Origin of the sequence: [Lactobacillus] rogosae, assembly GCA_900112995.1 — a bacterium.
GTDB classification, from domain to species: Bacteria; Bacillota; Clostridia; order Lachnospirales; family Lachnospiraceae; genus Lachnospira; species Lachnospira rogosae.
Window position 1 is genome coordinate 22,428 of sequence record FONU01000023.1, and the last position, 25,379, is coordinate 47,806.

Below are 25,379 nucleotides of genomic sequence, written 5' to 3' on the forward strand. Positions count from 1 at the left end.
TGTCAATACTTTTCGGTAAAAAACATTTCATTCTTGTACTGTTAATGATATAATGTACGCAGTTATATGATTTGTACCTTGTGACATCATGCATAAGATGGTACTCATTACACTAATAAGGAGCAGTAAAATGGGCGAGAAATTCACCAGCCGGGTAGGCTATTTGATTCGAAATTTCAGAATTGCATCTGACATGACACAAAAGGAATTAGCAGATAAATGTGGATTAAACGAATCCACTATCAGAAACTATGAACTTGGAAACAGATATCCTGATGAAGCAACTTTATTAAATATTGCAAGAAATCTAGGGGTCAGCTTTTATGCGTTGTCTGACCCTGATGTGGCAAATATATTCAGTGCGCTTCATGTGCTGTTTGACATTGAATGGGCATATGGACTACGACCTACCCTAAAAGATGGAGAAATATGCTTCAAATTTGAAGAGCGGCTTCCTAGTGCCGGTCCTCGTCCACAAGAAGACCTTGATAACTTCCGAAAGATGGTTGAGTATTGGGCACGCTTGCGAGACAAGCTGGAGGATGGAGAAATATCAGAAACGGAATATTATCTCAAAGAGGTAAAGTACCCAATGAATCCAATAGGGCCAAATAAAGAATACACTGTTTCGTTGAATCTCAATGATGACGATCAGCTACTAATTCAGAATATGAGTGAGGATGACGATGCAGAAGAAACCTCAGAATTGTTAAAAGACTTGTTTCCGGATTTCTCTTATGTGAAGAGGAAAAGGAAAACGAAGAAAGGAGAGTAACTTATGGAATACAATGTAAAAATTGATAAAGTGGACACACAAAATATGTCATATGATTCTTCTGCCGAGTGTTTAGAAATAACACTTGAGGAATACAAACATGTTACAGAACGTGCAAACAAATACGATAATAAAATCTATATAATGATTACATTTTGTAGTGTGTTTTTTGCTTTCATATTAACTCTACTAGATAAACTAGTAACACTTTCTTTCCCGCAGACAACAAGAGCTGGCATTATATTTGTATTATGTATTGTGCTCTTTATAATAATAAGCTTGTGTTATATATCTTCTATGCTTATACTTGTTATTGGATTAAGACCAATCAAATTACATCGTTTTAATCCAAAATTATTGATAGACTACAGCTTATGGAATAAACCTTCTAGTCAAGCTAACATGCTCGCTGTTAAGCAGTACACAGAATTTGTCTTGAGCAATAATGAAGCACTTGAGAACGCCTACAAAAAAATATCCCTAGTAACTTTACTTATGAGCATCGTAGTTTCATTCAGTTTTGCAGAATATATTCTATTAATTTTTGCATAGAAAGGAGGTCTACTAATGGACAATATTCAAGATTTTTTAAATACTATTGCTGCTGGTCAAGATACAAAACCTAGTGATGTGGTAGTTCCATCTTCAACGCAAAATGACACATCTCAATATCTTTCACATGGTCAAAACACATGGAACTATGAACATCGTGGAAATAATTCTTCCAGCGAATCCAATCAATGATTTCCAAAATTATTGTCATTTGATTGTCACTCAACCAAAAACGAGCCAAGAAACGCCGTAATTTCAGCATTTCTTGGCTCATGTACATTATTCAAACTCAATCGTTCCCGGTGGCTTACTAGTCAGGTCATAGAATACCCTATTAACCCCGCGCACCTCATTTATAATTCTACTCATAACCGTCTGGAGTACCTCAAATGGTATCTCGGCACTTTCGGCTGTCATAAAGTCAATTGTATTGACTGCACGAAGTGCAACTGCGTAGTCATAAGTTCTTTCATCACCCATAACACCAACTGAACGCATATTAGTGAGGGCTGCAAAGTACTGGTTTGGCATCCAGGCTGGTGCCTTGCCATTTTCTTTCTTGTAGGCTTCTACTGCCTTGTCTACTTCTTCACGGTAGATGTAATCGGCATCCTGTACGATACGAACCTTGTCGCCTGTTACTTCGCCGATAATTCTTATTCCAAGTCCTGGACCTGGGAATGGCTGACGGAACACAAGATGTTCTGGTATGCCAAGTTCAAGACCAGCCTTACGTACTTCATCCTTGAATAAATCACGGAGTGGCTCAATAATCTCCTTGAAATCAACGAAATCTGGAAGACCACCTACATTGTGATGTGACTTGATTACCGCTGATTCACCGCCAAGTCCACTCTCTACAACGTCTGGATATATAGTTCCCTGTGCAAGGAAGTCAACTGCACCAATCTTCTTGGCTTCTTCCTCAAACACACGAATGAACTCTTCACCGATTATCTTTCTCTTAGCCTCTGGTTCAGTAACACCTGCAAGCTTAGAGTAATATCTTTCCTGTGCATTTACCCTTATAAAGTTAAGGTCAAACTGTCCTTCTGGACCGAATACACTTTCAACCTCATCGCCCTCGTTCTTACGAAGAAGACCATGGTCTACGAATACGCATGTAAGCTGCTTTCCAATAGCTCTTGAAAGAAGACCTGCTGCCACTGATGAATCAACTCCACCAGAAAGTGCAAGTAATACTTTACCATCGCCAACCTTTTCACGTATTTCCTTAATAGTATTCTCTACAAATGCATCCATTTTCCAGGTTCCAGCACATCCGCATACTCCACGCACAAAGTTGTGAAGCATCTTAGTACCTTCCTGTGTATGAAGAACTTCTGGATGGAACTGGATTGCATAGAGATTCTTTTCTGCACACTCTGCTGCTGCCACTGGACAGTCTGCTGTATGTGCAATTATCTTAAATCCTGGAGCAACCTGTGAAATGTAGTCAAAATGGCTCATCCACACGATAGTCTTTTCTGAAACATCTCCAAATAAAGCACTGCTCTTATCAACAAATGTCTCTGTCTTTCCATACTCTCTTACTGGAGCTTTCTCAACCTTGCCGCCAAGAACGTGCTGCATAAGCTGAGCACCATAACATAATCCAAGCACTGGAACACCAAGTTCAAAAAGCTCTTTAGTACAAGTAGGTGAACCTTCTTCATAGCAGCTATTCGGACCACCTGTAAGGATAATTCCTTTAGGGTTCATCGCCTTAATCTGCTCAAGAGGTGTTTTGTAAGAATATATCTCACAATATACGTTACATTCACGGACACGACGTGCAACTAACTGATTGTACTGTCCGCCAAAGTCAATAACTATAACCTTTTCCTGATTCATATTGTCCCTTTCCTAATCATAAGTTTGCGTTGAAGATATATTTTATATGCATTTCTATACTTTAATCAGCCAATCATAAAAAATATACAGACACAATATGCATATATAAATAATATTATGTAGGGGTCAAAAGCCCCGACTTTGATACCTACGGATTGTTCCGTGCTATGCACTCCCACAATCCTACCCAATATTCACATATCGTGAGATTATCATCCCACTTTTATGCTCATATCGGGGGCGTGTCACAAGGTCTAAACCCACCTATGAGCGAGCCCATGTGGGTTTAGACCTTGTGCCCCTGGTATCATAATATACATATATATAACATATACATATATAATATATACATATAACACACACATATATTAATTAGGTATTTTACATAACAATTTTTTATATCAATTTACAGCTCTTATTGTTTTATATTTTTTTCCATTGCATTTAAAGTATATATCAGTATATATAACACATCTACAACTCATATATACATTTATTATAGTAAACAAGCGGTATAATGACAAGCATATTCTTCAATCTTTATTACAATCCCATACAACACAACCTCCTATTATTAATCTGTTGTATGCTTATACCGCTTAATTTCAGATTTATACAGCTTTATATTTCCATAAGGAACTCGTCTACATATTTCCTCATATCGTCAAATTCTGCATTAACCTCAGGTACATCAGACTTAAAATTCAGCAGTTTATATACATAACCTTGTTCCTTGGCCTGTCTATAACTTTCTTTATACACAAGTTCAAAAAGCAGTGATATATGCCCTACTATATGGTCAACTGCACTCCTTCTTACACTTTTAAGTACTGTTTCCTTCTTATAAAAGCTCTCAAGTACCTCTTTGGTTATAATTCCATTCTTAAGCTCCTCTGTTGTTACATCATATATAATCTCCATAGGAATATCTGCATTTACCTTAAATATGTCAACCTTATCTGCATCACGCAGTATATCACAAAACATACGCTGTCTTTCGGTGAGGTCTTCTTTTACACGATACTTATTATGCTGTCTTATTGCCATTTCAAGAAGTCCTGTATCTTTATTGTGGTACTCATTGTTTTTTATTATCTGCTCATCATCGACAGCCGTTGCATCATTATTAACTAAGAATTCTTTAGTTTTCCGTTCTTCCTGACAATAATCAGACTGATTATCCGATTGTGCAAGCTCACATTCTTCATAATACCCTTCTGCAAACTTCCTTATAAGACCTTCCTTAAACAGTAGGTCTGCCCCGAATTCTGCATGGTCTACTGACTGGACATCATTAAATGTACCGAAACGTCTTATCTGCTCAAATCTTCCTATATCGTGTAACATTCCAAGAAGCCATGCAATATCTACATCTGGTTCACTTAAGCCTAATGATTCTGCAATTCTTTGACACAGTCCTGCTACTCTGTAGGTATGATCTATCTTAAGCTTTATCTTTTCATCTGATGGATCGTAATTTCTTACATACTCTGCAAATGCATTGATAACATTTTTCCTGTTAATAGCCGGTTTGTTAATACTTTCCACAACATCGATAAGTCCATTAAGGTCATCACATACCATATATGTAAGCTTCCTGATATCATCATCTATTGCTATTGTATCAGGAATATGGACAACTCTCATACCTGCCGCATATCCAGCCTTAATTCCATTGATACTATCCTCAACTACTACTGCCTCTGACGGATTTACGCCTATTGCCTTAGCCGCACGAAGGAATATATCTGGTTCTGGCTTTCCATGTTCGACTTCATCTCCATATACAACCGCATCAAGATAATCCCACACTCCTATTTCATGAAGTGTTTTCTCAGCACTTTCACGCCTTGTTGATGTAGCAACTGCACACTTTAGTCCATTATTTCTTATATATTCAAATATGTCCTTTACGCACTTTTTAACAGGAATACCTTCTGTTTCCCTTATCTTGTATACATGCTGTGTTCTAAGCTCCTTCGCTTCCCAATAATCTATCACACCCTTGTAATAATCATCAAAGAACTTGCAGCAAAGCTCTGCCGGAGCACCCTTAAAGCTGTCTATAAGCCACATGGGCATATCCACTCCAAGCTGCCCTGCCGCCCATAGCCAGCCCTCATTAGACTGTCTTTCTGAATCTATAAGAATACCATCCATATCAAATATAATGCCTGATACCATTTTTCTTCTCCTAGCAATCAAATGTCGTATTTTTACACTTTATATTATTTAAAGTAACTATAAAAGATATGTTTTATAATTTATAACACTGACCAGCACCTGCAATTTTCAAATTTGCCAATTTAGATATTTTAAACATCTTCTATCATTGAACTTTCATCCACAATGCAGTCATCTGCACCATCCTTATAAATACTTCTTAACATACTGTCCCGTATAAGACTTCTTAACCTTGGCAACCTCTTCTGGTGTACCCTTTGCAATAACTGTACCACCTCTGTCGCCGCCTTCTGGTCCCATATCTATAATATAATCGGCTGTTTTGATAACATCAAGATTATGCTCAATAACAACAACAGTGTTACCGCCCTCCGCAAGCTTATGAAGTATATCAACAAGCTTGTGGACATCTGCAAAATGAAGTCCTGTTGTAGGCTCATCAAGAATGTATATAGTCTTTCCTGTACTTCTTTTTGAAAGTTCTGTAGCAAGCTTTATTCTCTGTGCCTCTCCACCTGAAAGCTCTGTAGATGGCTGTCCTAACTTAATGTATGAAAGTCCAACGTCATTAAGAGTTTCTATTTTTCTTCTGACTGATGGCACATTTTCAAAGAAATCAACTGCATCCTCAACTGTCATATCAAGCACATCATATATGCTCTTTCCCTTATACTTAACTTCAAGTGTTTCTCTGTTATAACGCTTTCCGTCACACACTTCACAAGGCACGTATACATCAGGCAGGAAATGCATTTCTATCTTGATAATACCATCTCCAGAACAAGCCTCACAACGTCCTCCCTTTACATTAAAGCTGAAACGTCCTTTGTTATAACCTCTTTCCTTAGCATCTGTTGTTGAAGCAAAAAGATCCCTTATCATATCAAATACGCCCGTATATGTCGCAGGATTAGAACGTGGAGTTCTTCCTATTGGCGACTGGTCAATATCTATAACCTTATCAAGCTGCTCGATTCCTGTAATATCATCATGGTCACCAGCGATACATCTTGCACGGTTTAAAGACTTCGCAAGGTGCTTATACAGAATTTCATTCACAAGGGAGCTCTTTCCTGAACCCGATACACCTGTTACACATGTAAATACTCCAAGTGGTATATCAACATCAATATTTTTAAGATTATTCTCCCTTGCACCCTTAACAGTTATCCAGCCTGTCGGCTTTCTTCGCTTCGCCGGCACTGGAATCCTGATTCTTCCACTAAGATATGCACCTGTAAGCGAATCCTTGCATGCCATAATATCAGCCGCTGTTCCTGTCGCAACAACTTCTCCACCATTACGTCCGGCGCCCGGTCCTATATCAACAATATAATCTGCGGCACGCATAGTATCTTCATCGTGTTCAACCACAATAACTGAGTTACCAAGGTCACGCAAATGTATAAGTGTCCCAAGCAGCTTGTCGTTATCTCTCTGATGAAGTCCGATACTTGGCTCATCAAGTATATAAGCCACACCAACAAGTCCTGAACCTATCTGTGTCGCAAGTCTTATTCTCTGTGCCTCTCCTCCTGAAAGCGTACCTGTAGCTCTTGATAATGAAAGATAATCAAGTCCTACATCCATAAGAAACTGTATTCTTGCCTTAATCTCCTTAAGTATATCTGCACCGATAAACTTCTGTCTGTCTGTAAGCTCAAGCTCATCTAAGAACTTCTTTAACTTAACAATAGACATATCCGTAATCTGATATATATTCTTATCTGCTATCGTAACAGCAAGAGATGATGGCTTTAATCTCTGTCCGTGGCAGGATTTACAAGGTCTTATGCGCATGAATTCCTCATACTGCTGCTTTGCACTGTCTGAGTAAGTTTCCCTGTATCTTTTCTCCATATTATGGATAAGGCCTTCAAATGCTATATCGTATTCTCCAACGCCTCTCTGGCCTTTGTAATGCACTTTAACACTTCTGCCATTAGTACCATTTATAATCATATCCTTAATATCATCTGGATAATCCTTAAATGGTGTTGATAAACTGAAGTTATATTCCTTTGCAAGTGCGCTCATAATAGCCCTAGAAAAGCTGCCCTCATCCTTTACAGACTGCCATCCCATACCAACTATAGCTCCCTCATCGATGCTTAATGAATCATCTGGTATAAGAAGCTCTGCATCAAAATTCATTGTATAACCAAGTCCGTAACAATCTGGACACGCACCAAATGGATTATTGAATGAAAAGCTTCTTGGCTCTATCTCATCTATGCTTATGCCACAATCCGGACACGAAAAGCTCTGTGAAAAGTTAATTGGCTCACCGTCTATAACGTCAACTGTCATAAGTCCCTCTGCAAGCTTAAGTGCTGTTTCTATTGAGTCTGTAAGTCTTTTATTAATTCCATCTTTGACTACAAGACGGTCAACAACAATTTCTATATTATGCTTCTTGTTCTTATCAAGATTTATCTCATCTGTAAGCTCATACATATTGCCATCAGCAATAACTCTTACATAACCACTCTTTTTAGCCTGTTCAAAAAGCTTCTTATGTTCACCTTTTCTTCCTCTTACAACTGGAGCTAATATCTGTATCTTTGTTCTTTCTGGAAGCTCCATAATAGTATCAACCATCTGGTCTACAGTCTGCTTGTTGATTACTTTGCCACACTTTGGACAATGTGGTGTACCTATTCTTGCATATAATAGTCTGAAATAATCATATATCTCTGTAACAGTTCCAACTGTTGAACGTGGATTTCTGTTAGTTGACTTCTGGTCTATGGAAATAGCTGGTGAAAGTCCTTCTATACTCTCTACCGCCGGCTTTTCCATCTGTCCTAAGAATTGCCTTGCATATGAAGATAATGACTCCATATATCTTCTCTGGCCTTCTGCATATATAGTATCAAAGGCAAGACTTGACTTACCAGAACCAGACAGACCTGTAAGTACTACAAGACTGTCCCTTGGTATATCTACATCAATATTTTTAAGATTATGCTCATTTGCACCTCTTATTCTTATATAATTCCTGTAATCGCCTTTTTCCATATTCTATTTTCTCCGTTATTTCTTCTTTCTTAATCCTTAATCATCTCAGGTACATAAAGCTTTTTCTGTAATCAGCAACTGCTTTTTATAATTATGACACATACATCATATAATACTGTAATGATAATATCTGCCTGTCATTCCTGACTGCGTAATATTGCTTTTGAACTTATTGCCTCACCTGGTATAATAGCTATTAATTCTATCTGCCTGACTTCTTATCCTCATAAATATACTTATTAATCTCGATCATCTTATCACGAAGCATAGCCGCCTGTTCAAAGTCAAGCTCTGCTGCAGCCTTACGCATATTTTTCTCAATCTGCTTCTTAACCTTTTCAAGATCTTTAATGCTCATAGATTCATAATCTACATCAAGCCTTCCATTTGAATTATCTGCTTCTGCTGCCTTAGATATACTTATAAGATCTCTTACTGCCTTCTTTATAGTCTGAGGGGTTATTCCGTGTACCTCATTGTACTCCTGCTGTATCTTTCTACGTCTTTCCGTCTCAGATATAGCCTTTTCCATAGACTCTGTTATAGTATCTGCATACATAATAACGTGTCCCTCTGCATTTCTGGCAGCTCGTCCTATCGTCTGGATAAGTGAAGTCTCTGTTCTTAAGAAGCCCTCTTTATCAGCATCAAGAATAGCCACAAGACTTATCTCTGGAATATCAAGTCCCTCTCTAAGCAGATTGATACCAACAAGCACATCGAATCCGTCAAGTCGCATATCCCTTATAATCTTCTGTCGCTCTAGTGTATCAATATCCGCATGAAGATACTTGACTCTTATGCCGACTTCCTTAAGATAATCTGTGAGATCCTCTGCCATACGCTTGGTAAGTGTAGTTACAAGTATCTTGTTCTTTTTTTCAACTTCCTTATTAATCTCACTTATAAGATCATCTATCTGACCCTCTATTGGTCTTACTGTTATCTCAGGATCAAGAAGTCCTGTAGGCCTTATAATCTGTTCTGCCCTCATAAGCTCATGTTCTTCCTCATACCTGCTAGGTGTAGCAGATACAAAAAGCATCTGTGATATCTTGCTCTCAAACTCCTGAAAATTAAGCGGTCTGTTATCCTTCGCTGATGGAAGCCTGAAGCCATAATCAACAAGTGTCGTCTTTCTTGCCTGATCGCCTGCATACATTCCCCTTATCTGTGGAATAGTTATATGTGACTCATCGACAATAATCATAAAATCATCTGGAAAATAGTCCATAAGCGTATATGGTGGACACCCTGCCGGAAGCCCTGCTAAATGTCTTGAATAATTCTCAATACCTGAACAGAAGCCTGTTTCCTGCATCATCTCTATATCAAAGTTCGTTCGTTCTTCTATTCTCTGTGCCTCAAGAAGCTTATCCTCACTCTTAAAATACTCTATTCTCTCTGCAAGCTCTTTCTTAATATTCTCAATCGCCTTTTCCATCTTCTCTTTTTCAACAACATAATGTGAATTAGGAAATATAGCAACATGGTCAAGGTTACATTTAACCTCACCGGTAAGAGAATCAATCTCGCTTATCCTGTCTATCTCATCACCAAAAAACTCTACTCTCACAGCATCTCCACTGGAAGCTGACGGATATATCTCTACAACATCTCCCCTTACCCTGAATGTTCCTCGTTTAAAATCCTGGTCATTACGCATATACTGTATATCTATAAGCTTTCTTATCATTTCATCCCTGTCTTTTTCCATACCTGGACGAAGTGAGATAACCATATTCTTATAATCAATAGGTGCACCTAATCCATATATACATGAAACTGAAGCAACTATGATTACATCATTTCTTTCAGACAGTGCCGCTGTTGCTGAATGTCTTAACTTATCTATCTCGTCATTAATCGAAGAATCCTTGGCTATATAAGTATCGCTCTGTGGCACATAAGCCTCTGGCTGATAATAATCATAATAAGAGACAAAGTACTCCACTGCATTTTCAGGAAAGAACTCTTTCATCTCAGAGTACAGCTGTGCTGCTAATGTTTTATTATGACTGATTATAAGAGTAGGCTTCTGTACATGCTGGATAATGTTTGCCATAGTAAATGTCTTACCAGAGCCTGTAACACCGACAAGGGTCTCGAACTGATTACCCTCTTCAAATCCCTGCACAAGCTTCTCTATTGCACGGGGCTGATCTCCTGTCGGTTTATAAGGAGCGTGTAACTTGAATTCCATAACAATTCTCCCTTCGTTAATCTATAGTAAAATAGTCAACAACAATATTATTTAATAGTATTTACCTTATATATTGATTTTACTACAAATAAATGCCTTTGTCTATTAAAAATAGAACATTTGTTTTATTTTGTGATAAAAATTACCTGACTGCTGATACACAACAGATTTCAACAAACTGCCAATCCGCATATCAGCCATCAGGCTTACTGTAATTTATATATTTTACATTTGCATATATTTAATTAATCTGTGCTTCCACATTCTTAATTGCCGCATCAAGCTGGGTATCAACATCTGCATCAGTATCATATTCCACTACCATATCTGGAGTAACACCTTTTCCGTGTATATCCTGACCCTTTGGTGTAAAATACTTGGCAATTGTGAACTTTATTGCACTTCCATCTGTAAGTGGTTTAACTGTCTGCACAATTCCTTTGCCATATGTCTGGGTTCCAATTATCGTTCCTTTGCCATAATCCTGTATAGCACCTGCAAATATCTCTGAGGCACTGGCACTGTTGCCATTTACAATGACTGCCAGTGGCAGATTGAACTCATCATTATCCTGACCTTTATACTCTTTTCTATTGCCTTGCTTATCCTCTGTATACACAATAAGTCCGTCAGGAAGCATATATTTAAGCATACCTACAACCGTATCAAGCAATCCACCTGGATTGTTTCTTATATCAATTACAAGTCCTTTCATACCCTGTGACTGCAAATCTTCAACAGCCGCCTTGAACTGCTTTGTTGTTACCTCCTCAAACTGTGATATCGAAAGATAACCTATATTATTATCAAGAAGTGTATATGACACTGTCTTTGCTTCAACAGCATCTCTTACCGCAGAAAATGTCAGTCGCTCAGTTCCACGAATGACCTCCAGCGTGACAGATGTACCCTTGTCGCCTTTAATAAGTGCAACGGCTGATGAAAGCTCCATATCTGTTATGTCCCTGCCATCAACATTTACAACCCTGTCGCCACTCCTGAGTCCAGCCTGATAACCTGCCCCATTATCATATACATCTACAAGAAGAACACCACCTTCACCGCTAAGCTGGCAGACTGCTCCTATGCCATAGAACTTGCCATTTGTTGACTCCTTTAAGGCTTTATATTCATCCGCTGTATAATACATGGTATACTTGTCACCATATGAACTAAGATACGCCTTGTAAATGTTATCTTTGGCGGTTTCATCATCTACATCACCAAAATAAAAGGATTCAAGCACAGAATCAATTGCATTAAGCTTGCCTTCTACCTCACTTCCAATTCCGTCTGAATCTGTGACTGCATCAGATTGTATATATACATCTCCATTAACACCTATATGAATGTAGCCTTTAGCTATACACACTGCTGCCACACTTAATATTAGAAGTATAACAGCCATAAATGCTGATACAGCACCGATAATCATTCCACTTGCAAAGCCTTGTGATTTCTTCTTTCTTGGCGGCTGTGCATTTCTTCTTAAATCATTCATTCCATACAAATCACCAATATTTCCACGATTATCCGAAGCACTATTATTAATTCTGTTTCCGGCATTATTGTCATTATCTGCATTAACATTATTAATTACATTAATGTTATCACCAGCATTAAAATCATCACTATTGACATTATCATTTGAATAAATGTTGTTATTTTGATTGTCCATACCTATATGCCTCTGCATTTATTAATATTTATTTGCTTAAGTAGTTCCAAGGTGAAACATAACTTCCGTTATATCTTACATCAAAATGTAGATGAACTCCGTCAGAATCACCAGTTGTTCCCATAAGTGCTATCTTCTGTCCCTTAGTTACATGTGTTCCTGCACTGACAAGAAGCTTTGAAGCATGCAGATATCTTGTATACAATCCACCACCATGATTAATCATAATATAATTACCCGCTGATGAACTAAATGTCGCAATTACCACATCACCATCATACGCCGCATATATAGCATCACCCGCAACGCCTCTGTTAAGTGCACCGATATCAATTCCCTTATGCGGAGAGCTTCTGCCCTCTGTATCACCATAAGGTGAGGTTATCCTTGTTGACTCTGTAGGCCACTTGAACTTTCCACCATCATATTTTACAACATTGGCACTTCCACTATTCTCCTTGGCCTTAATCTCTGCCTCTATCTTGGCAATATATTCGTCCTGAGCCTTTATATCAGCTTCTATCTTAGCTTTATAATTCTCCTGCTGCTGCTTATTCTTCTGTAATGAAGCCATCTCACTCTTCTTGGTTGACTCAAGCAGTGAAAGTGAAGCTCTCTTATCTTCAAGCTCCTCCTGCTTGGTTACAAGTGTCTCCCTGTCTGTTTCTAACTGTGCTTTAGCGACAGTTATATAAGTAACAGTAGCATTATATTTTTCAAGCATTTCCCTGTCATACTGTGAGATTTTTGTAATATATTCCGCCTTATTAAGCATATCACCCATACTCTGAGAATTCATAAGCAATGCAAAATATGTTTCATCATTATGTTCATACATAAACTGAATTCTAAGCTTCATTGAACTATACTGTTCTTCTGCCTCTATCTCTGCCTGTGCAAGCTTTTCTTCTGTATCCGCTATCTCAGCCTCTATCTGCTCAACCTGCTCATTAACCTCATTAAGCTCGCCATCAACACTGGACATCTGTGCATCAAGCTGGGCAATATAAGCTATCATATCATCGTTCTGTGCCTTTAAGTCTTCAATTATTTTCTCTGTCTGTTCATACTGGCTCTGCAAATCTTTTTTCTTGCTGTTAGCATCATTGAGATTCTGCTTATCATCTCCATATACATCATAATATGACACTGCAAAATATGGTATTACAAGCACAAGTACCATCAACAATGGAATAAGCCTTTTTGCTAATGCTCTCCTCATACAACTCCTCCATTCAGCCAGACCATTTATAAAATGCATACAAACAGCCGCTTAACAATAGCATAACAATCTATACTGTCGGATACCATTTTTATTTTTAAATAGGACTTCCACATATCATATACAATCACATAATATAATCTTCATATATAATACATAATCATATAATTCAATGCAGCAGTCCTATGTCTGGCTAATATTATCTGCTATACATTAGCATGCTTTCTTACAGCAAAGAAGCTTCCTAATGCACCTATTCCGATACCAAGAAGAATTCCTACTGGAACCAGTATTCTGAATACATCATTAACCGGCATAAATGCAAGAATATTCTGAAGTATCGAGAACTTATTCATAACAAAATTAATAATATTCTCATATACAAATCTAAGAATAACTATTGGAATAATTGAACCAACAAGTCCAATTACAATACCTTCTACGAAGAATGGTGCATTAACAAATGCATCTGTAGCACCTATATACTTCATAATAGAAATCTCTTCTTTACGGACAGTAATACCTATTACAATTGTGTTAGTAATAAGGAATATAGATACTGCAAGAAGAATAACTATAATTGCTATTGTTATGTAACTAACAAGTCTTGCGGCACTGGCAAGTCCACTTGCTGTTGCCTCTGAACGGTTAACCTGTCTTATACCATCAAGATTTTCAAGGTATGTTACAAGTGTAGCCTGACTTGAAGCTTCATTAAGATATATCTCATATGATGAAGAATTAGCAAGAGGATTATCATCCTTGAAACCTTCTGCAAGTTCTGGGTAATCTTTAAAATACTCAGCCTTGTAATTCTCCCACGCTTCATCAGCTGATGTATAATGAATTCTTGACACTTCATTACGCTGGCTTATCGTATCGCCAAGCTTCTTAATATCTGCGTCTGTAAGTCCTTCATCGAAAAATACTGTTACGCATACTTCATTCTCAGCCTTATGAATCATATACTGAAAATTGGATACAAGTGCATAGAATACACCAAAAAGGAATATACACGCTGTAATTGTTGCTATAGACGCAAGAGAGAACAATCTATTACGATAGATGTTCTTTAATCCGTCTTTAATATGATAAAATAACGATCTAATCTTCATAGAAATAACCACCTTTTTCCAAATCACTGATAATCTTGCCTTCGCTCATAGTAATAGTTCTCTTCTTCATCTGCTGAACTATCTCCATATTATGAGTAACAACAAGTACTGTTGTTCCCTGCTTGTTAACCTGATCTAATATCTTCATAATCTCATTAGAATTAGCTGGGTCAAGGTTACCTGTAGGCTCATCGCACAATAATATAGCTGGCTTATTAACCAGTGCTCTGGCTATGGCAACTCTCTGCTGTTCACCACCTGATAACTCATTAGGAAATGACTTATACTTATCAAGAAGTCCTACCATTGAAAGCATAGCAAGAACCCTGCTCTTAATCTTCTTATTAGGAGCTTCGACAACTTTCTGTGCAAATGCAATATTATCGTATATATTACGATCTGGTAAAAGTCTGAAATCCTGAAATACAACACCGATATCTCTTCTAAGATATGGTAACTTCTTTCTTGTAAGTTTATTAAGGTACTTTTTATTAACGTATATCTTACCCGATGTTGGGTCAAGTTCCTTAAGAAGAAGCTTTATAAGAGTTGACTTACCTGAACCACTCTTACCTACTATAAACACGAATTCTCCTTTCTGAACGTGAAGATTAATTCCGTTCAAAGCAGGAACTCCAGATGTATACGTTTTGGTAACATCTTCCATTATAATCATTATTAATATTCCTCCAAATTAGTATGTATCTTTACTTTCCATATATTTCATATATTTAACTACCATAAGTGCAATCTTAAATGTTATGGCATCATCAAACACTCTCAAATCAAGGCCTGTAGTCTTCTGAAGCTTATCTAGTCTGTATACAAGAGTATTTCTGTGGATATATAACTGTCTTGATGTCTCTGATACATTAAGGCTGTTATCAAAGAACTTGTTAATTGTTGATAATGTCTCCTCATCTAAATCATCAGGTGACTTTCCGTCAAATATCTCTCTTATGAACATCTGACAAAGTGGAAGTGGAAGCTGATATATTAAACGTCCAATACCAAGTCTGTTATATGCAACAACATTCTTGTCACTATAGAATATCTTGCCTACATCAAGAGCCATATTAGCTTCCTTGTAAGAACGTGATACTTCTCTTATATCATTAACAATAGTACCATAAGCAATATGAGCAGAACTCATAGCCTCTGTATTTAACATATCTATAATAACTTCTGCTGTCTTATCAAGGTCTTCGTAAGTTTCATTACTCTTAACCTCTCTGACAAGTATTATACTCTTCTCGTCAACTGCTGTGATAAAATCCCTTGTTCTTGAAGCAAATAAAGTTCTTATTGTCTCTAATGCATTAATATCTTTCTCGTGCTTAGTCTCAATAATATATACAACTCTCTTTACATCCGTATCAATATGAAGCTTCTCAGCTCTTGTATACATATCAACCCTTAGAAGATTATCAAGAAGAAGATTCTTTATAAAGTTATCCTTATCAAATCTTTCCTTATAAGCAACTAAAAGATTCTGTATTTGAAATGCTGCAAGCTTTCCTAACATAAATACATCATCAGTTGTTCCCTTAGCCAATATTATATACTCAAGATTGCCATCTTCAACAACCTTAAAGAACTGATATCCATTAACCACCTGACTATCTGCTGGTGAATCTATAAATACAAGTGCATCTGCTGTACATTCAGCAACATTATCAAATGTCTTAGCTACAACCTTGCCCTCTGCATCAATAACACATAAATCAACTCGTGATATTTCTTTTAACCCATCAACGGTTGTCTGTAAAATCTGATTTGAAATCATATTATACTCCATTCCTTCGCATCTTTTTGACATTTACTATATCATTGTAAAGCAAAATGACAAAAAAAAAAAGAGGAAATGTATAGAAATTATACACTTCCTCTAAATTTTATAAAATAATTATATTTGAATAATACAAATATCTAATTATGTATAGTAATTAGTGAGTAATTACCATTTCTGTTTCCTTATCAAATACATGAAGTCTTGCAACATCCATAGCGAATTCAACTTCATCACCTGGACGAGCTGTTGTTCTAGGATTAACCTTAGCTGTACATGTAACATCACCGATTTCATAGTGAAGGTTAACTTCAGCACCAAGTAATTCATATACTCTGATTGTTGACTTAAACTTAGTATCCTGATGAGCAGCGATAAATTCTGGATCATCTTTAACGTCTTCTGGACGGATACCAACTACAACTGTCTTTCCAACATAACCTTCATCGATAAGCTTCTTGCTCTTTTCAGCTGGAAGTTTGATAACAACTTCTTCGCTCATCTTAAGAACTGCCTGTGAACCTTCCTGAGCTACTGTAGCGTCGATAAGATTCATCTGAGGTGAACCAATGAAACCAGCAACGAAAATGTTGTTAGGTGTATTGTAAAGGTTCTGAGGTGTATCTACCTGCTGTATAATACCATCCTTAAGAACTACGATTCTTGTACCAAGTGTCATAGCCTCTGTCTGGTCATGTGTAACGTAGATGATTGTTGTCTGTAATCTCTTATGAAGCTTAGAAATCTCAACACGCATCTGAACTCTTAACTTAGCATCAAGATTTGAAAGAGGCTCATCCATAAGGAATACCTTAGGACTACGAACGATAGCACGTCCCATAGCAACTCTCTGTCTCTGACCACCTGAAAGAGCCTTTGGCTTACGATCAAGTAAGTGCTCGATATCAAGAATCTTAGCAGCTTCATGAACTGACTTATCTATTTCATCCTTAGGTACCTTTCTTAACTTAAGACCAAATGCCATATTGTCATATACTGACATATGTGGATATAACGCATAATTCTGGAATACCATAGCGATATCTCTATCCTTAGGCTCTACATCATTAACGAGCTTGTCTCCGATCCATAATTCACCAGAACTGATTTCTTCAAGACCAGCGATCATACGAAGAGTTGTAGACTTACCACAACCAGATGGTCCTACGAAGATAATAAATTCCTGATCTGCGATTTCAAGGTTGAAATCTTTAACAGCTACAAAGCCGTTAGGATATACTTTACAAACATTTTTAAGTGATAAACTTGCCATTGAAAACTTTCCTCCTAAAATATAAAAAGCGTATGCACGCTTTCTGATACTGCTTATTCTACACTAAATGCCTGTCCTTGGCTATATGGTAATTAGCCAAATATCGCAGTTGCTTTTTTATCACTTTTACCATAATTATTAAATTGATGTGTATTTTGCACAAATTTACTCAATCAATCTTCACTAACATCACCAAAACTCTTAACTTTCATATGCCATCTTATAATAAATTCAGCTATAAAAGTTGTTATAACAATCGCCAGAATTGCATACATCGTAACCCTTATTCCAAATGCAAATGCCCCTGCTATTATTATAAGAGCATCAATTATATTCATAATTACAACCACACTTAAATATCTGCTTCTTTCAACAATTAGACCCGCCAGCAGATCCGTTCCCCCCGTCGTAATCTCAGTCCTTAATACCATTCCAATACCAACACCTGCCATTATGCCTCCAATTATGGCAGTCTTTAAATAACTTACATCTACTCTTGTATCTGCTGGAAGTACTGCCATAAAAAATGTAAGCAGTGCATCAGCAGCAAGCGTATCTTTAATATAATCTATGCCTTTTTTGCAGTATGCCCATATGAATAAAGGAATATCAAGAATAATATTAGTGAACCATATCGGTATGCCAGATTGCGGAAGCCACCCCGACTTCCAGCTTTCCTTTGCAATTAATGACAATCTTCTTATTATGATACTTATTCCTGATATTCCGCCTGTAACCATTCCAGCAGAATCATATATGCTTTTATATGCAATTGCCATAAGAAATGTTCCTGTAATTATATATATCCATTTTAAATTAATATTTTTAACATTCTCTTTTATTATCATTATCCATATTTCCTGGTCTATGTCTTATTATCTTTATTATCCAGCCTCCCTGCTTATTGTCCTGTTACTATTTTTTGCAGTATCTTTATATATATTCAGCTATTTACCCTTGCATTATGGCTGTTATGTGCTTATAATTATATTAATCTATTAATTATTCCAAAGAAGAGAGGATTTATATATGGACATAGCTGGATTATCTACTAACTTAAGTACAATCAATGTAGTGAATGATGTTCAGGTTGCTGTGCTCAGACAATCTCTTGACACTCTTGAGACATCAGGAGACAGTCTTACTAAGATGATGGAAGCATCTGTTAATCCTGAATTAGGACAGAATATTGATATTCGTATATAACAGAATATTTCTTACTCCTTTTATCTGATACATTAAACCAATAATACGCCGTCAATTATCTTTATTGATAACTGACGGCGTATTATTCTGCATACGAATTATGCTCATTATTAATTATCTTAACTCATTTAATTTCCCAATTAAAATATTTCACTTACAATCATATATATAACAACTGCAATAACTGTAACGATTGCTGGAACTGTCATAATCTTCTGCTGAGGAACTGACTGTTCTGACGCAGCATTTTCTTGCACTCTGAAAGATTTCACATCATTAACGATATATTCCCATCTTCCATTATGCTGTGCCATTTTCTTAATGCACAGATACACAAGCGACATAAATCCAATCGATACTCCAAGAAGCATAGCAAGTGTCAGTAACATAGAAATTGACGAACTCTGTACTACTGTTTCACCAGCCGCTTCCTGCATTGTATCATAAGTACCTGTAATCTTAAGAAGCTGTATAATCGTAATTGAATAAGTATTAATCGCAAAATGTGCAAGCACTGATGACCATATAGAACCTGTAGCCTCTACCAAAAACGCAAATACAACACCAATGACAAATGCATAACAGAACTGGTTAATATTAAGGTGGAATAGTCCAAACACAAGGCCACTCATAAGAGCTCCCTTTAATACTCCGCATTTTCTATACGTTCCATAAAACAAGCCTCTGAATATGAATTCTTCAACAAGTGCTGGTATAACTGCCATAAGTATAATCTGTACCACAAATGGATATGTTAGCAACGTCTGTGATGCCGCTTCAAGATAATTCTTTGAAAAAAGCATTGAAACGTTGTTAATAAACAGCACCATAGGTATCATCATATAACCCGCAAGTATAGAAACAATTACATCTTTAAATGCAATTATATGATATTGCATATCACGCTTTATGCTTATTCCCATAACAGCAATATATATAAGCCCTATTACAATAATGACTGCCTCGCTGATAACGTAAGACACCCAGCCTGGTATATGAATACCCAGCTGATTAATTGCCACAACCATCAGCAATGATACTAATGATGAAAGAAATACATACGAAACAATCAATACCGGCATAAAACAATTAATCTTTTTTACTTCCATGCGATAGCTTCCACTTCAAGTAATACATCTTTAGGAAGTCTTGCAACTTCTACACAAGAACGAGCTGGAAATGGTTCTTTGAAGTACTTCTTATAAATTTCATTAATCTTTCCAAAATCATTCATTTCTTTAATAAATACTGTTGTCTTTACAATATTCTCAACCTTTGAACCTGACTCTTCTACAAGATTGCAAAGATTTTTAAAAGCCTGTTCTGCCTGAGCCTCTACTCCGCCCTCAGCAATTTCTCCTGTTGCTGGAATAACCGGAATAACACCTGATGTATACACCATTCCATTAATCTCAATAGCCTGTGAGTATGGTCCAATTGCACTTGGAGCTTTGTCTGTACTAATAACTTTCTGCATATTATCCTCCTTCTAATGCCTTCGCATATATAAAAGTTGATGTGTAACTGTGCATATCTAATCTGAAATCACACATATATCATTCACATCAGGTTAAATTGTATAACAATAGTTATCTTTATTCAAGAAATATTGTTTTAGAACTATTATTATTTTCATTTTAGAACAATTATTATTTTAAAACTATTGAATTCTCTGTAATAACAACCTTTTCCTGCTTTAAAAGTCTTCCTACTGCTCTCTTAAAAGCATTCTTGCTCATATTAAAATACTTCTTTATAACCTCCGGGTCTGCCTTATCTGTAAATCCAAGGCTTCCACCAAGCTCAACTATCTTATTATAGATAAGTGTTGAATCTTCGTCCATCTGTATATAAGCTTTCTGATGTATACTTATTGTTATTTTATTATCTTCCCTTACCTTTATAACTCTTCCGTGGACTACATCTCCGATTTTGATATCATCTGACATTTCATTTCTTGTTATAAATCCGTAGTATTTATCATCAATAGCCACATATATTCCGTGTTCTGGCTTAATTCCAATAACAGTTCCTGATACAGCACTATCCTTTACATACTTATCTGTAGTCTGAAGATATCTGCTTACCTTCATTGTTGCGGCAAGTCTGTTGCTCCTGTCTATATATAAAGCTACAAGGTATTCATCACCCGTATTAACGTGTGTTGTCTGTTCCCTGTAAGGAAGCAGTAAATTCTTCTCAAGTCCCCAGTCAAGAAATGCACCTATACTGCTTACCTCTGACACTTTAAGTCTTGCAAGTCCGCCTAACTCAATCTTAGGTGTGTTAGTTGTAGCTATAAGCCTGTCGCTTGAATCCCTGTATACAAATACCGTAAGTGCATCTCCTATCTCTATATCTTCAGGCACCTGCTTCTTTGGAAGAAGCACCTTATCATCTTCTGTCCCAAGATATACACCGAAATCAGTCTTCTTTATTATATTAAGACATTGTGTTTTACCCAATTGTATCATAACTGCCTCCTTTAATTATTATAACCCCCGATGAATACTTTTCTGACAGCCGCAGTGCAAACCTGCCCGAAAGTATATTCAATAAAAAATTCTATAGGAATTTCCTGTTAAACAAAAAACCCTCGCAATAAATGCGAGGGTACAAGCTGGGCTTGAGGGATTCGAACCCCCGAAATGCTGGAATCAGAATCCAGTGCCTTACCACTTGGCGAAAGCCCATTGTCGTGACAACAAAATGAATTATATACTATCATTTTACAAAATGCAAGTGTTTTTTTGAATTTTTTTGAAAATTTTGAATTTTTTTATCTGTGATTAAATTAAGTGCCTTAAAAAGCATATAATACCGCCTTTAACGCCTTACAATCCGTACCGTTCCATCTGTGTCAGTTCCAAGATTTGGAGAATCTACAAAGAACTTATATTGTTCAAGAACTTCATCTTTCTTCATATCTGTAAGTGCTTTACTAACATTAATATCTTCATAATCCCTAGTCGCACCCTCAAGATTGAATTCATTCCCTTTCTTGAAGTCAAATGTAAAATTCTTAGGATCAGAATGTCTTGGTGTTTTATCAGCTTCCTTAACCTGTTCGTCATCTGCATATACATCATCTACAGACTTATCACTGGCAGCTTCTGCATTATCAAGCTTTGAATTAATGCCGGATGACGAAACATTAGTGTCTGTATCCTGATTATCTTTTATAACAGTTATGTCATTATTATAATTAACACTTTTAATACTATAACTTCCTGCTCCTATAACAGTCATAACCAGACCCCTTTCCTAATCATTTTTTACTACATACGATTGATATATCGGGCAAGCTTTATACTTTGTTAACCCATGATTATAGGAAATCCCTCTTTATATTCTTTAATAATAAATGGATTTTCCTTTGCATAATTATATATAACCTCACCTAAGCCGTTATTAACAAGCTCTTTTAACTCCTCTGACGGCTCTCTTCCTATCGAAGGACAAGTTGGTGTAAGTGCTATTACAAGCCTGTCGCCTTTTCTCATTATTCTAAGAGGCCATATCTTACAATCAAATGGTTTGTCCTCTTGTGAAAGAATACATCCCTTATGTTCATCAAGGTAATCACAAGCTGCTTCTTCCTCACTATCCTGTGTACAATATTTGTGTAAAAGCTTCATCTGCCCATACTCTCCCTGCATCTGAAAATCTGATTTGACACCATATTCATTATCCTTTGATAATTTTTCACACTCATTTTTAGGAAATAAAGGTGTTTCCCAAAGACTGCACCTTCTAAACGAACAGCAAAAACGGCATTTTGCACAAGTTTCTTTTGATAATACCTTTGACAGCATATTGTATATTACTCCTTATTCTTACGCATATATTATTCTACACGCATTTTATTTCACTCTCACACCATATTTTTTAAGCATAAACTTAGGATGATATGACTCCTTCGCCTTTCTTAAACCTGGTATGTTAATATCTTCTTCCCTGTTAATAAATTTAACATCTTTAAGCGTTGAAGCATACATCTGGTTAATCGCGGCAAATCCACCATTAACAGCATATTCCCCGACTGCCTTCTCAAAATGTATATCGACCGCAGCATCATTAATATATGATGCTATTGTCATAGCCACAGGAACATTATTCGCATAAATAATTCCACCAGAAAGCGATAATTCTTCAAAATTATCAACTGCTTCCCTTATTGCCTCATATTCCTTCATTGCAGAAGTGTCGTCCTGCTGTAAGCGGTCATAATACCACTCTTCTTCTATAATCATAACATCATCAAGATTACCATTTCCTATTTCACAGAACATATAATCCTCATATGTCCTTTTAAATTTGGAAACGTGGTTCTTCTTCTTATGATATATTCTTCCGCTAAGCAGTGAAAGTTCTGGCTGTCCATATATGTAATCATAATCGCCTGCATCTGACGCACTCTCTGTCCTGCCTGCAAATGTATTCTCTAATATTTCTTTCTGTTCCTCTGTCACAAAACAGAACTCCAATGGTCTGTTCATTTCCTTAGCATCCTGCTCTATTGCATAAAGCGCGGATAACACATCTTTTCTTCCCAATGGAAAGGTATACCCTTTTCTATTGCCAAGCCCCTCATAATATCTTATGAGTAAATCCTTATAATATGTCACTTTTATATTATATTTGCTTCTTAACAGGTATATATTGGCAAATGCCGCGTCACTCCCTATATATTGTGACTCTTTTACGCACTTTTCTATCCATTCTTTATCACTAAGCTTTGGAGTATTCCAATCTAACATACACATCTCCATTTCTAAAGCACATAGGGCTTATGATAATTATCTGACATTCTAGCACACACATTTATAATAAACAACTATTCCCCATATAAATTATGTGTTAAACCTCTGTAAAACCCCCCTAAAATTAACTTTTCTTTTTTTATTTGACATATACCATATTGTATATCACACTATACTTATAGTATATAAAATAGTATATTTCCTGCTATATTACATACCATTAGATAGTACAGTTTAGTGTCATATCAACAGCCAATTTTTGATAATAACGGAAAGCTTACTTTGTCAAACTTTCCATTATCTGTTTTTTAATACAATTTTTATTGAAATAATCTACCTAAAATATTATATTGTATTGAAAGACTATATCGAAAGGAGATGTCTTTTCCTTAAAGACACAGAATATGAACAAAAAAAATATTATTTTAATTCTTGTAGGAATATTAATTATTTCTATGCGTTTCAACGTAACATTTGGTCATATTAATATTGATGTAACTAATGACTGCGTTGGTTTTCTCTTAATTATAATTGGCGTACTTCCAATGATTAACCGTAACTCCAGATTCAAGAAATCCGGCATTGTTGCTATTGTCGGCTTTATTGCTTCTGTCATCGCACAGGTCATCAACTTTATTGACTGGCAGGAAGCTGCTGGCTCAATGCTTACTATTTCACTTGGAATAACTGTAATATTTGCAATCTATTTTACTTATTATTTTACAGAAGCACTTATTATGGAATCTAATATTCAGGAGAAATCTGCTGTAACACGTAATTATCAAATGACCTGGCTTATTTTATCGGCTGCTGTATTTGCACATTTTATGATATTTGGTTCAACAATTTCTTTATATTCAATACTTGTTGAAGCTCTCGTTGGAATATGTGCTTTATACTACTGCTTCACAGTTTACAGCTCAAGCAAACAGCTTTATGAAGATTAATTTTATGAATATTAATAATGCATTTTTAACAAATTCACTATGCACTAGAAGCGTGCGCAGAAATGAGGCTTAATTATGAAAAAACTCGAAATAATTATACGTCCAGAAAGACTTGACGATTTAAAGGTAATTCTTAACAATAACAACGCTCACGGGCTTATGATTACTAATATAATGGGTTACGGAAGCCAGAAAGGACATAAGCAGGTATACAACGGCGTTGACTTCGGCGGCAACCTGCTGCCTAAAGTAAAGGTTGAATCTATTGTATCTGATGAAACCTACGAACAAATCATTGACCAGATTATCGAAGAAATCAACACTGGTGTATATGGCGATGGCAAAATCTTCGTCTATGAAGTAACTGATGCCATTCGTATTCGTACTGGCGAACGTGGAGAAGATGCTCTTTAGGACTGTCCTGACTATAATAAATAAGAGCTGAAAGCATACTGATATGTACCCTCTTTACTGGACAAACCAGTAAGGAGGGTATTTTTATGCGATATAGTTATGAATTTAAAAGGAAATGTGTAGAGATGTATCGCCAAGGGATTGTTCCAGACATTCCTAAAGGTATTTCCAGAGAACGTTTTATCCATTACTTAAATGATTGGATGCATCTTGAAGATGCTCAAGGGCCCGATGCACTAAAGCCAAAAGGATCTTATAAAAAATGGTCCCCTGAAGAAAAATTGGAACTTGTTGCTAGAGTGATTTCCGGAGAATCCAACAAATCAGTCGCAATTCACGCAGGAATTCGTGATTCTATGTTATATCAATGGGTTCGCAAATAT

At 36.4% G+C, this 25,379-nt stretch carries 24 protein-coding genes and 1 tRNA gene; 7 read left to right on the top strand and 18 right to left on the bottom strand.

All coding sequences use genetic code 11. From position 1 onward, the window contains the following. The first annotated feature begins 130 nt into the window (after positions 1 to 130). Genes BM157_RS10485 through BM157_RS13050 form a run of 3 tightly spaced genes read left to right on the top strand, consistent with a single transcriptional unit; the run spans position 131 to position 1,519 of the window. Complete coding sequence (locus BM157_RS10485; protein ID WP_090141058.1) at positions 131 to 775, top strand: helix-turn-helix domain-containing protein; 645 nt, start codon at positions 131 to 133, stop codon at positions 773 to 775. 3 nt (positions 776 to 778) lie between these two features. Continuing rightward, a complete protein-coding gene (locus BM157_RS10490; protein WP_090141060.1) occupies positions 779 to 1,327 on the top strand; it encodes a hypothetical protein in 549 nt (182 codons plus the stop codon). A 15-nt stretch (positions 1,328 to 1,342) separates the two neighbouring features. Beyond that, positions 1,343 to 1,519 (top strand): hypothetical protein, encoded by a 177-nt coding sequence (locus tag BM157_RS13050; protein WP_318255924.1) that lies wholly within the window; start codon positions 1,343 to 1,345, stop codon positions 1,517 to 1,519. 87 nt (positions 1,520 to 1,606) lie between these two features. Here the strand turns inward: BM157_RS13050 and guaA are convergent, their stop codons facing one another. The 11 genes from guaA to BM157_RS10545 all read right to left on the bottom strand — a co-directional run bounded on the left by guaA (position 1,607) and on the right by BM157_RS10545 (position 18,514). After that, entirely contained in the window at positions 1,607 to 3,181 is a 1,575-nt protein-coding gene (gene guaA, locus BM157_RS10495) for a glutamine-hydrolyzing GMP synthase (protein WP_090141062.1), read from the bottom strand. A 621-nt stretch (positions 3,182 to 3,802) separates the two neighbouring features. Next, on the bottom strand, positions 3,803 to 5,365 hold the full coding sequence (locus BM157_RS13055) for an HAD-IA family hydrolase (RefSeq protein ID WP_318255925.1): 1,563 nt from the start codon (positions 5,363 to 5,365) through the stop codon (positions 3,803 to 3,805). Positions 5,366 to 5,551: 186 nt separating this feature from the next. Beyond that, positions 5,552 to 8,386, bottom strand: coding sequence for an excinuclease ABC subunit UvrA (gene uvrA, locus BM157_RS10505; protein WP_090141064.1), 2,835 nt, complete (start codon positions 8,384 to 8,386; stop codon positions 5,552 to 5,554). Positions 8,387 to 8,588: 202 nt separating this feature from the next. Next, entirely contained in the window at positions 8,589 to 10,589 is a 2,001-nt protein-coding gene (gene uvrB / locus BM157_RS10510) for an excinuclease ABC subunit UvrB (RefSeq protein WP_022501247.1), read from the bottom strand. Between the two features lie 241 nt (positions 10,590 to 10,830). Beyond that, positions 10,831 to 12,267, bottom strand: a complete 1,437-nt coding sequence (locus BM157_RS10515; protein ID WP_318255926.1) for a S41 family peptidase — start codon at positions 12,265 to 12,267, stop codon at positions 10,831 to 10,833. A 28-nt stretch (positions 12,268 to 12,295) separates the two neighbouring features. Continuing rightward, positions 12,296 to 13,489, bottom strand: coding sequence for a murein hydrolase activator EnvC family protein (locus tag BM157_RS10520; RefSeq protein WP_022501245.1), 1,194 nt, complete (start codon positions 13,487 to 13,489; stop codon positions 12,296 to 12,298). Between the two features lie 206 nt (positions 13,490 to 13,695). Beyond that, complete coding sequence (gene ftsX / locus BM157_RS10525) at positions 13,696 to 14,604, bottom strand: permease-like cell division protein FtsX (protein ID WP_022501244.1); 909 nt, start codon at positions 14,602 to 14,604, stop codon at positions 13,696 to 13,698. Continuing rightward, positions 14,594 to 15,280: a cell division ATP-binding protein FtsE gene (gene ftsE / locus BM157_RS10530; RefSeq protein ID WP_022501243.1), complete on the bottom strand. Its 687-nt coding sequence runs from the start codon at positions 15,278 to 15,280 to the stop codon at positions 14,594 to 14,596. The genes ftsX and ftsE overlap by 11 nt, the downstream gene beginning before the upstream one ends. 18 nt (positions 15,281 to 15,298) lie before the next feature. Then, a complete protein-coding gene (locus BM157_RS10535; RefSeq protein ID WP_022501242.1) occupies positions 15,299 to 16,390 on the bottom strand; it encodes a PucR family transcriptional regulator in 1,092 nt (363 codons plus the stop codon). Between the two features lie 160 nt (positions 16,391 to 16,550). Then, complete coding sequence (locus BM157_RS10540; protein ID WP_022501241.1) at positions 16,551 to 17,666, bottom strand: ABC transporter ATP-binding protein; 1,116 nt, start codon at positions 17,664 to 17,666, stop codon at positions 16,551 to 16,553. A gap of 173 nt (positions 17,667 to 17,839) precedes the next feature. Next, positions 17,840 to 18,514: a YitT family protein gene (locus tag BM157_RS10545; RefSeq protein WP_055173931.1), complete on the bottom strand. Its 675-nt coding sequence runs from the start codon at positions 18,512 to 18,514 to the stop codon at positions 17,840 to 17,842. Positions 18,515 to 18,695: 181 nt separating this feature from the next. On the opposite strand from BM157_RS10545, the gene BM157_RS10550 reads away from it, so the two are divergent. After that, positions 18,696 to 18,872: a YjfB family protein gene (locus tag BM157_RS10550; protein WP_022501239.1), complete on the top strand. Its 177-nt coding sequence runs from the start codon at positions 18,696 to 18,698 to the stop codon at positions 18,870 to 18,872. Between the two features lie 140 nt (positions 18,873 to 19,012). On the opposite strand, the gene BM157_RS10555 is transcribed toward BM157_RS10550, so the two are convergent. The 7 genes from BM157_RS10555 to BM157_RS10585 all read right to left on the bottom strand — a co-directional run bounded on the left by BM157_RS10555 (position 19,013) and on the right by BM157_RS10585 (position 23,632). Beyond that, positions 19,013 to 19,981 carry a CPBP family intramembrane glutamic endopeptidase gene (locus BM157_RS10555; protein WP_055173930.1) on the bottom strand — a complete coding sequence of 323 codons (969 nt, stop codon included), beginning with the start codon at positions 19,979 to 19,981 and terminating at the stop codon, positions 19,013 to 19,015. Continuing rightward, complete coding sequence (locus BM157_RS10560; RefSeq protein WP_022501237.1) at positions 19,972 to 20,349, bottom strand: RidA family protein; 378 nt, start codon at positions 20,347 to 20,349, stop codon at positions 19,972 to 19,974. The genes BM157_RS10555 and BM157_RS10560 overlap by 10 nt, the downstream gene beginning before the upstream one ends. A 172-nt stretch (positions 20,350 to 20,521) precedes the next feature. Then, the gene (locus BM157_RS10565) at positions 20,522 to 21,346 is read right to left on the bottom strand and encodes a CvfB family protein (protein WP_055173929.1); all 825 of its coding nucleotides are present in this window, start codon (positions 21,344 to 21,346) and stop codon (positions 20,522 to 20,524) included. Positions 21,347 to 21,492: 146 nt separating this feature from the next. After that, positions 21,493 to 21,565: transfer RNA gene (locus tag BM157_RS10570), tRNA-Gln, on the bottom strand. A 133-nt stretch (positions 21,566 to 21,698) separates the two neighbouring features. Next, positions 21,699 to 22,121 (bottom strand): hypothetical protein, encoded by a 423-nt coding sequence (locus tag BM157_RS10575; RefSeq protein ID WP_055173928.1) that lies wholly within the window; start codon positions 22,119 to 22,121, stop codon positions 21,699 to 21,701. Positions 22,122 to 22,189: 68 nt separating this feature from the next. After that, entirely contained in the window at positions 22,190 to 22,687 is a 498-nt protein-coding gene (locus tag BM157_RS10580) for a hypothetical protein (protein WP_022501234.1), read from the bottom strand. Positions 22,688 to 22,735: 48 nt separating this feature from the next. Beyond that, complete coding sequence (locus tag BM157_RS10585) at positions 22,736 to 23,632, bottom strand: DUF2156 domain-containing protein (protein ID WP_090141069.1); 897 nt, start codon at positions 23,630 to 23,632, stop codon at positions 22,736 to 22,738. 407 nt (positions 23,633 to 24,039) lie between these two features. Between BM157_RS10585 and BM157_RS10590 the strand changes: the two genes are divergently transcribed. From BM157_RS10590 to BM157_RS10600, 3 genes are all read left to right on the top strand, one after another. Continuing rightward, positions 24,040 to 24,582, top strand: coding sequence for a hypothetical protein (locus tag BM157_RS10590; protein WP_090141072.1), 543 nt, complete (start codon positions 24,040 to 24,042; stop codon positions 24,580 to 24,582). Positions 24,583 to 24,657: 75 nt separating this feature from the next. Continuing rightward, the gene (locus BM157_RS10595) at positions 24,658 to 24,996 is read left to right on the top strand and encodes a P-II family nitrogen regulator (protein ID WP_022501231.1); all 339 of its coding nucleotides are present in this window, start codon (positions 24,658 to 24,660) and stop codon (positions 24,994 to 24,996) included. Positions 24,997 to 25,082: 86 nt separating this feature from the next. Continuing rightward, a partial coding sequence (locus tag BM157_RS10600) for a transposase (RefSeq protein ID WP_318255788.1) occupies positions 25,083 to 25,379 on the top strand: 297 nt, incomplete at its 3' end.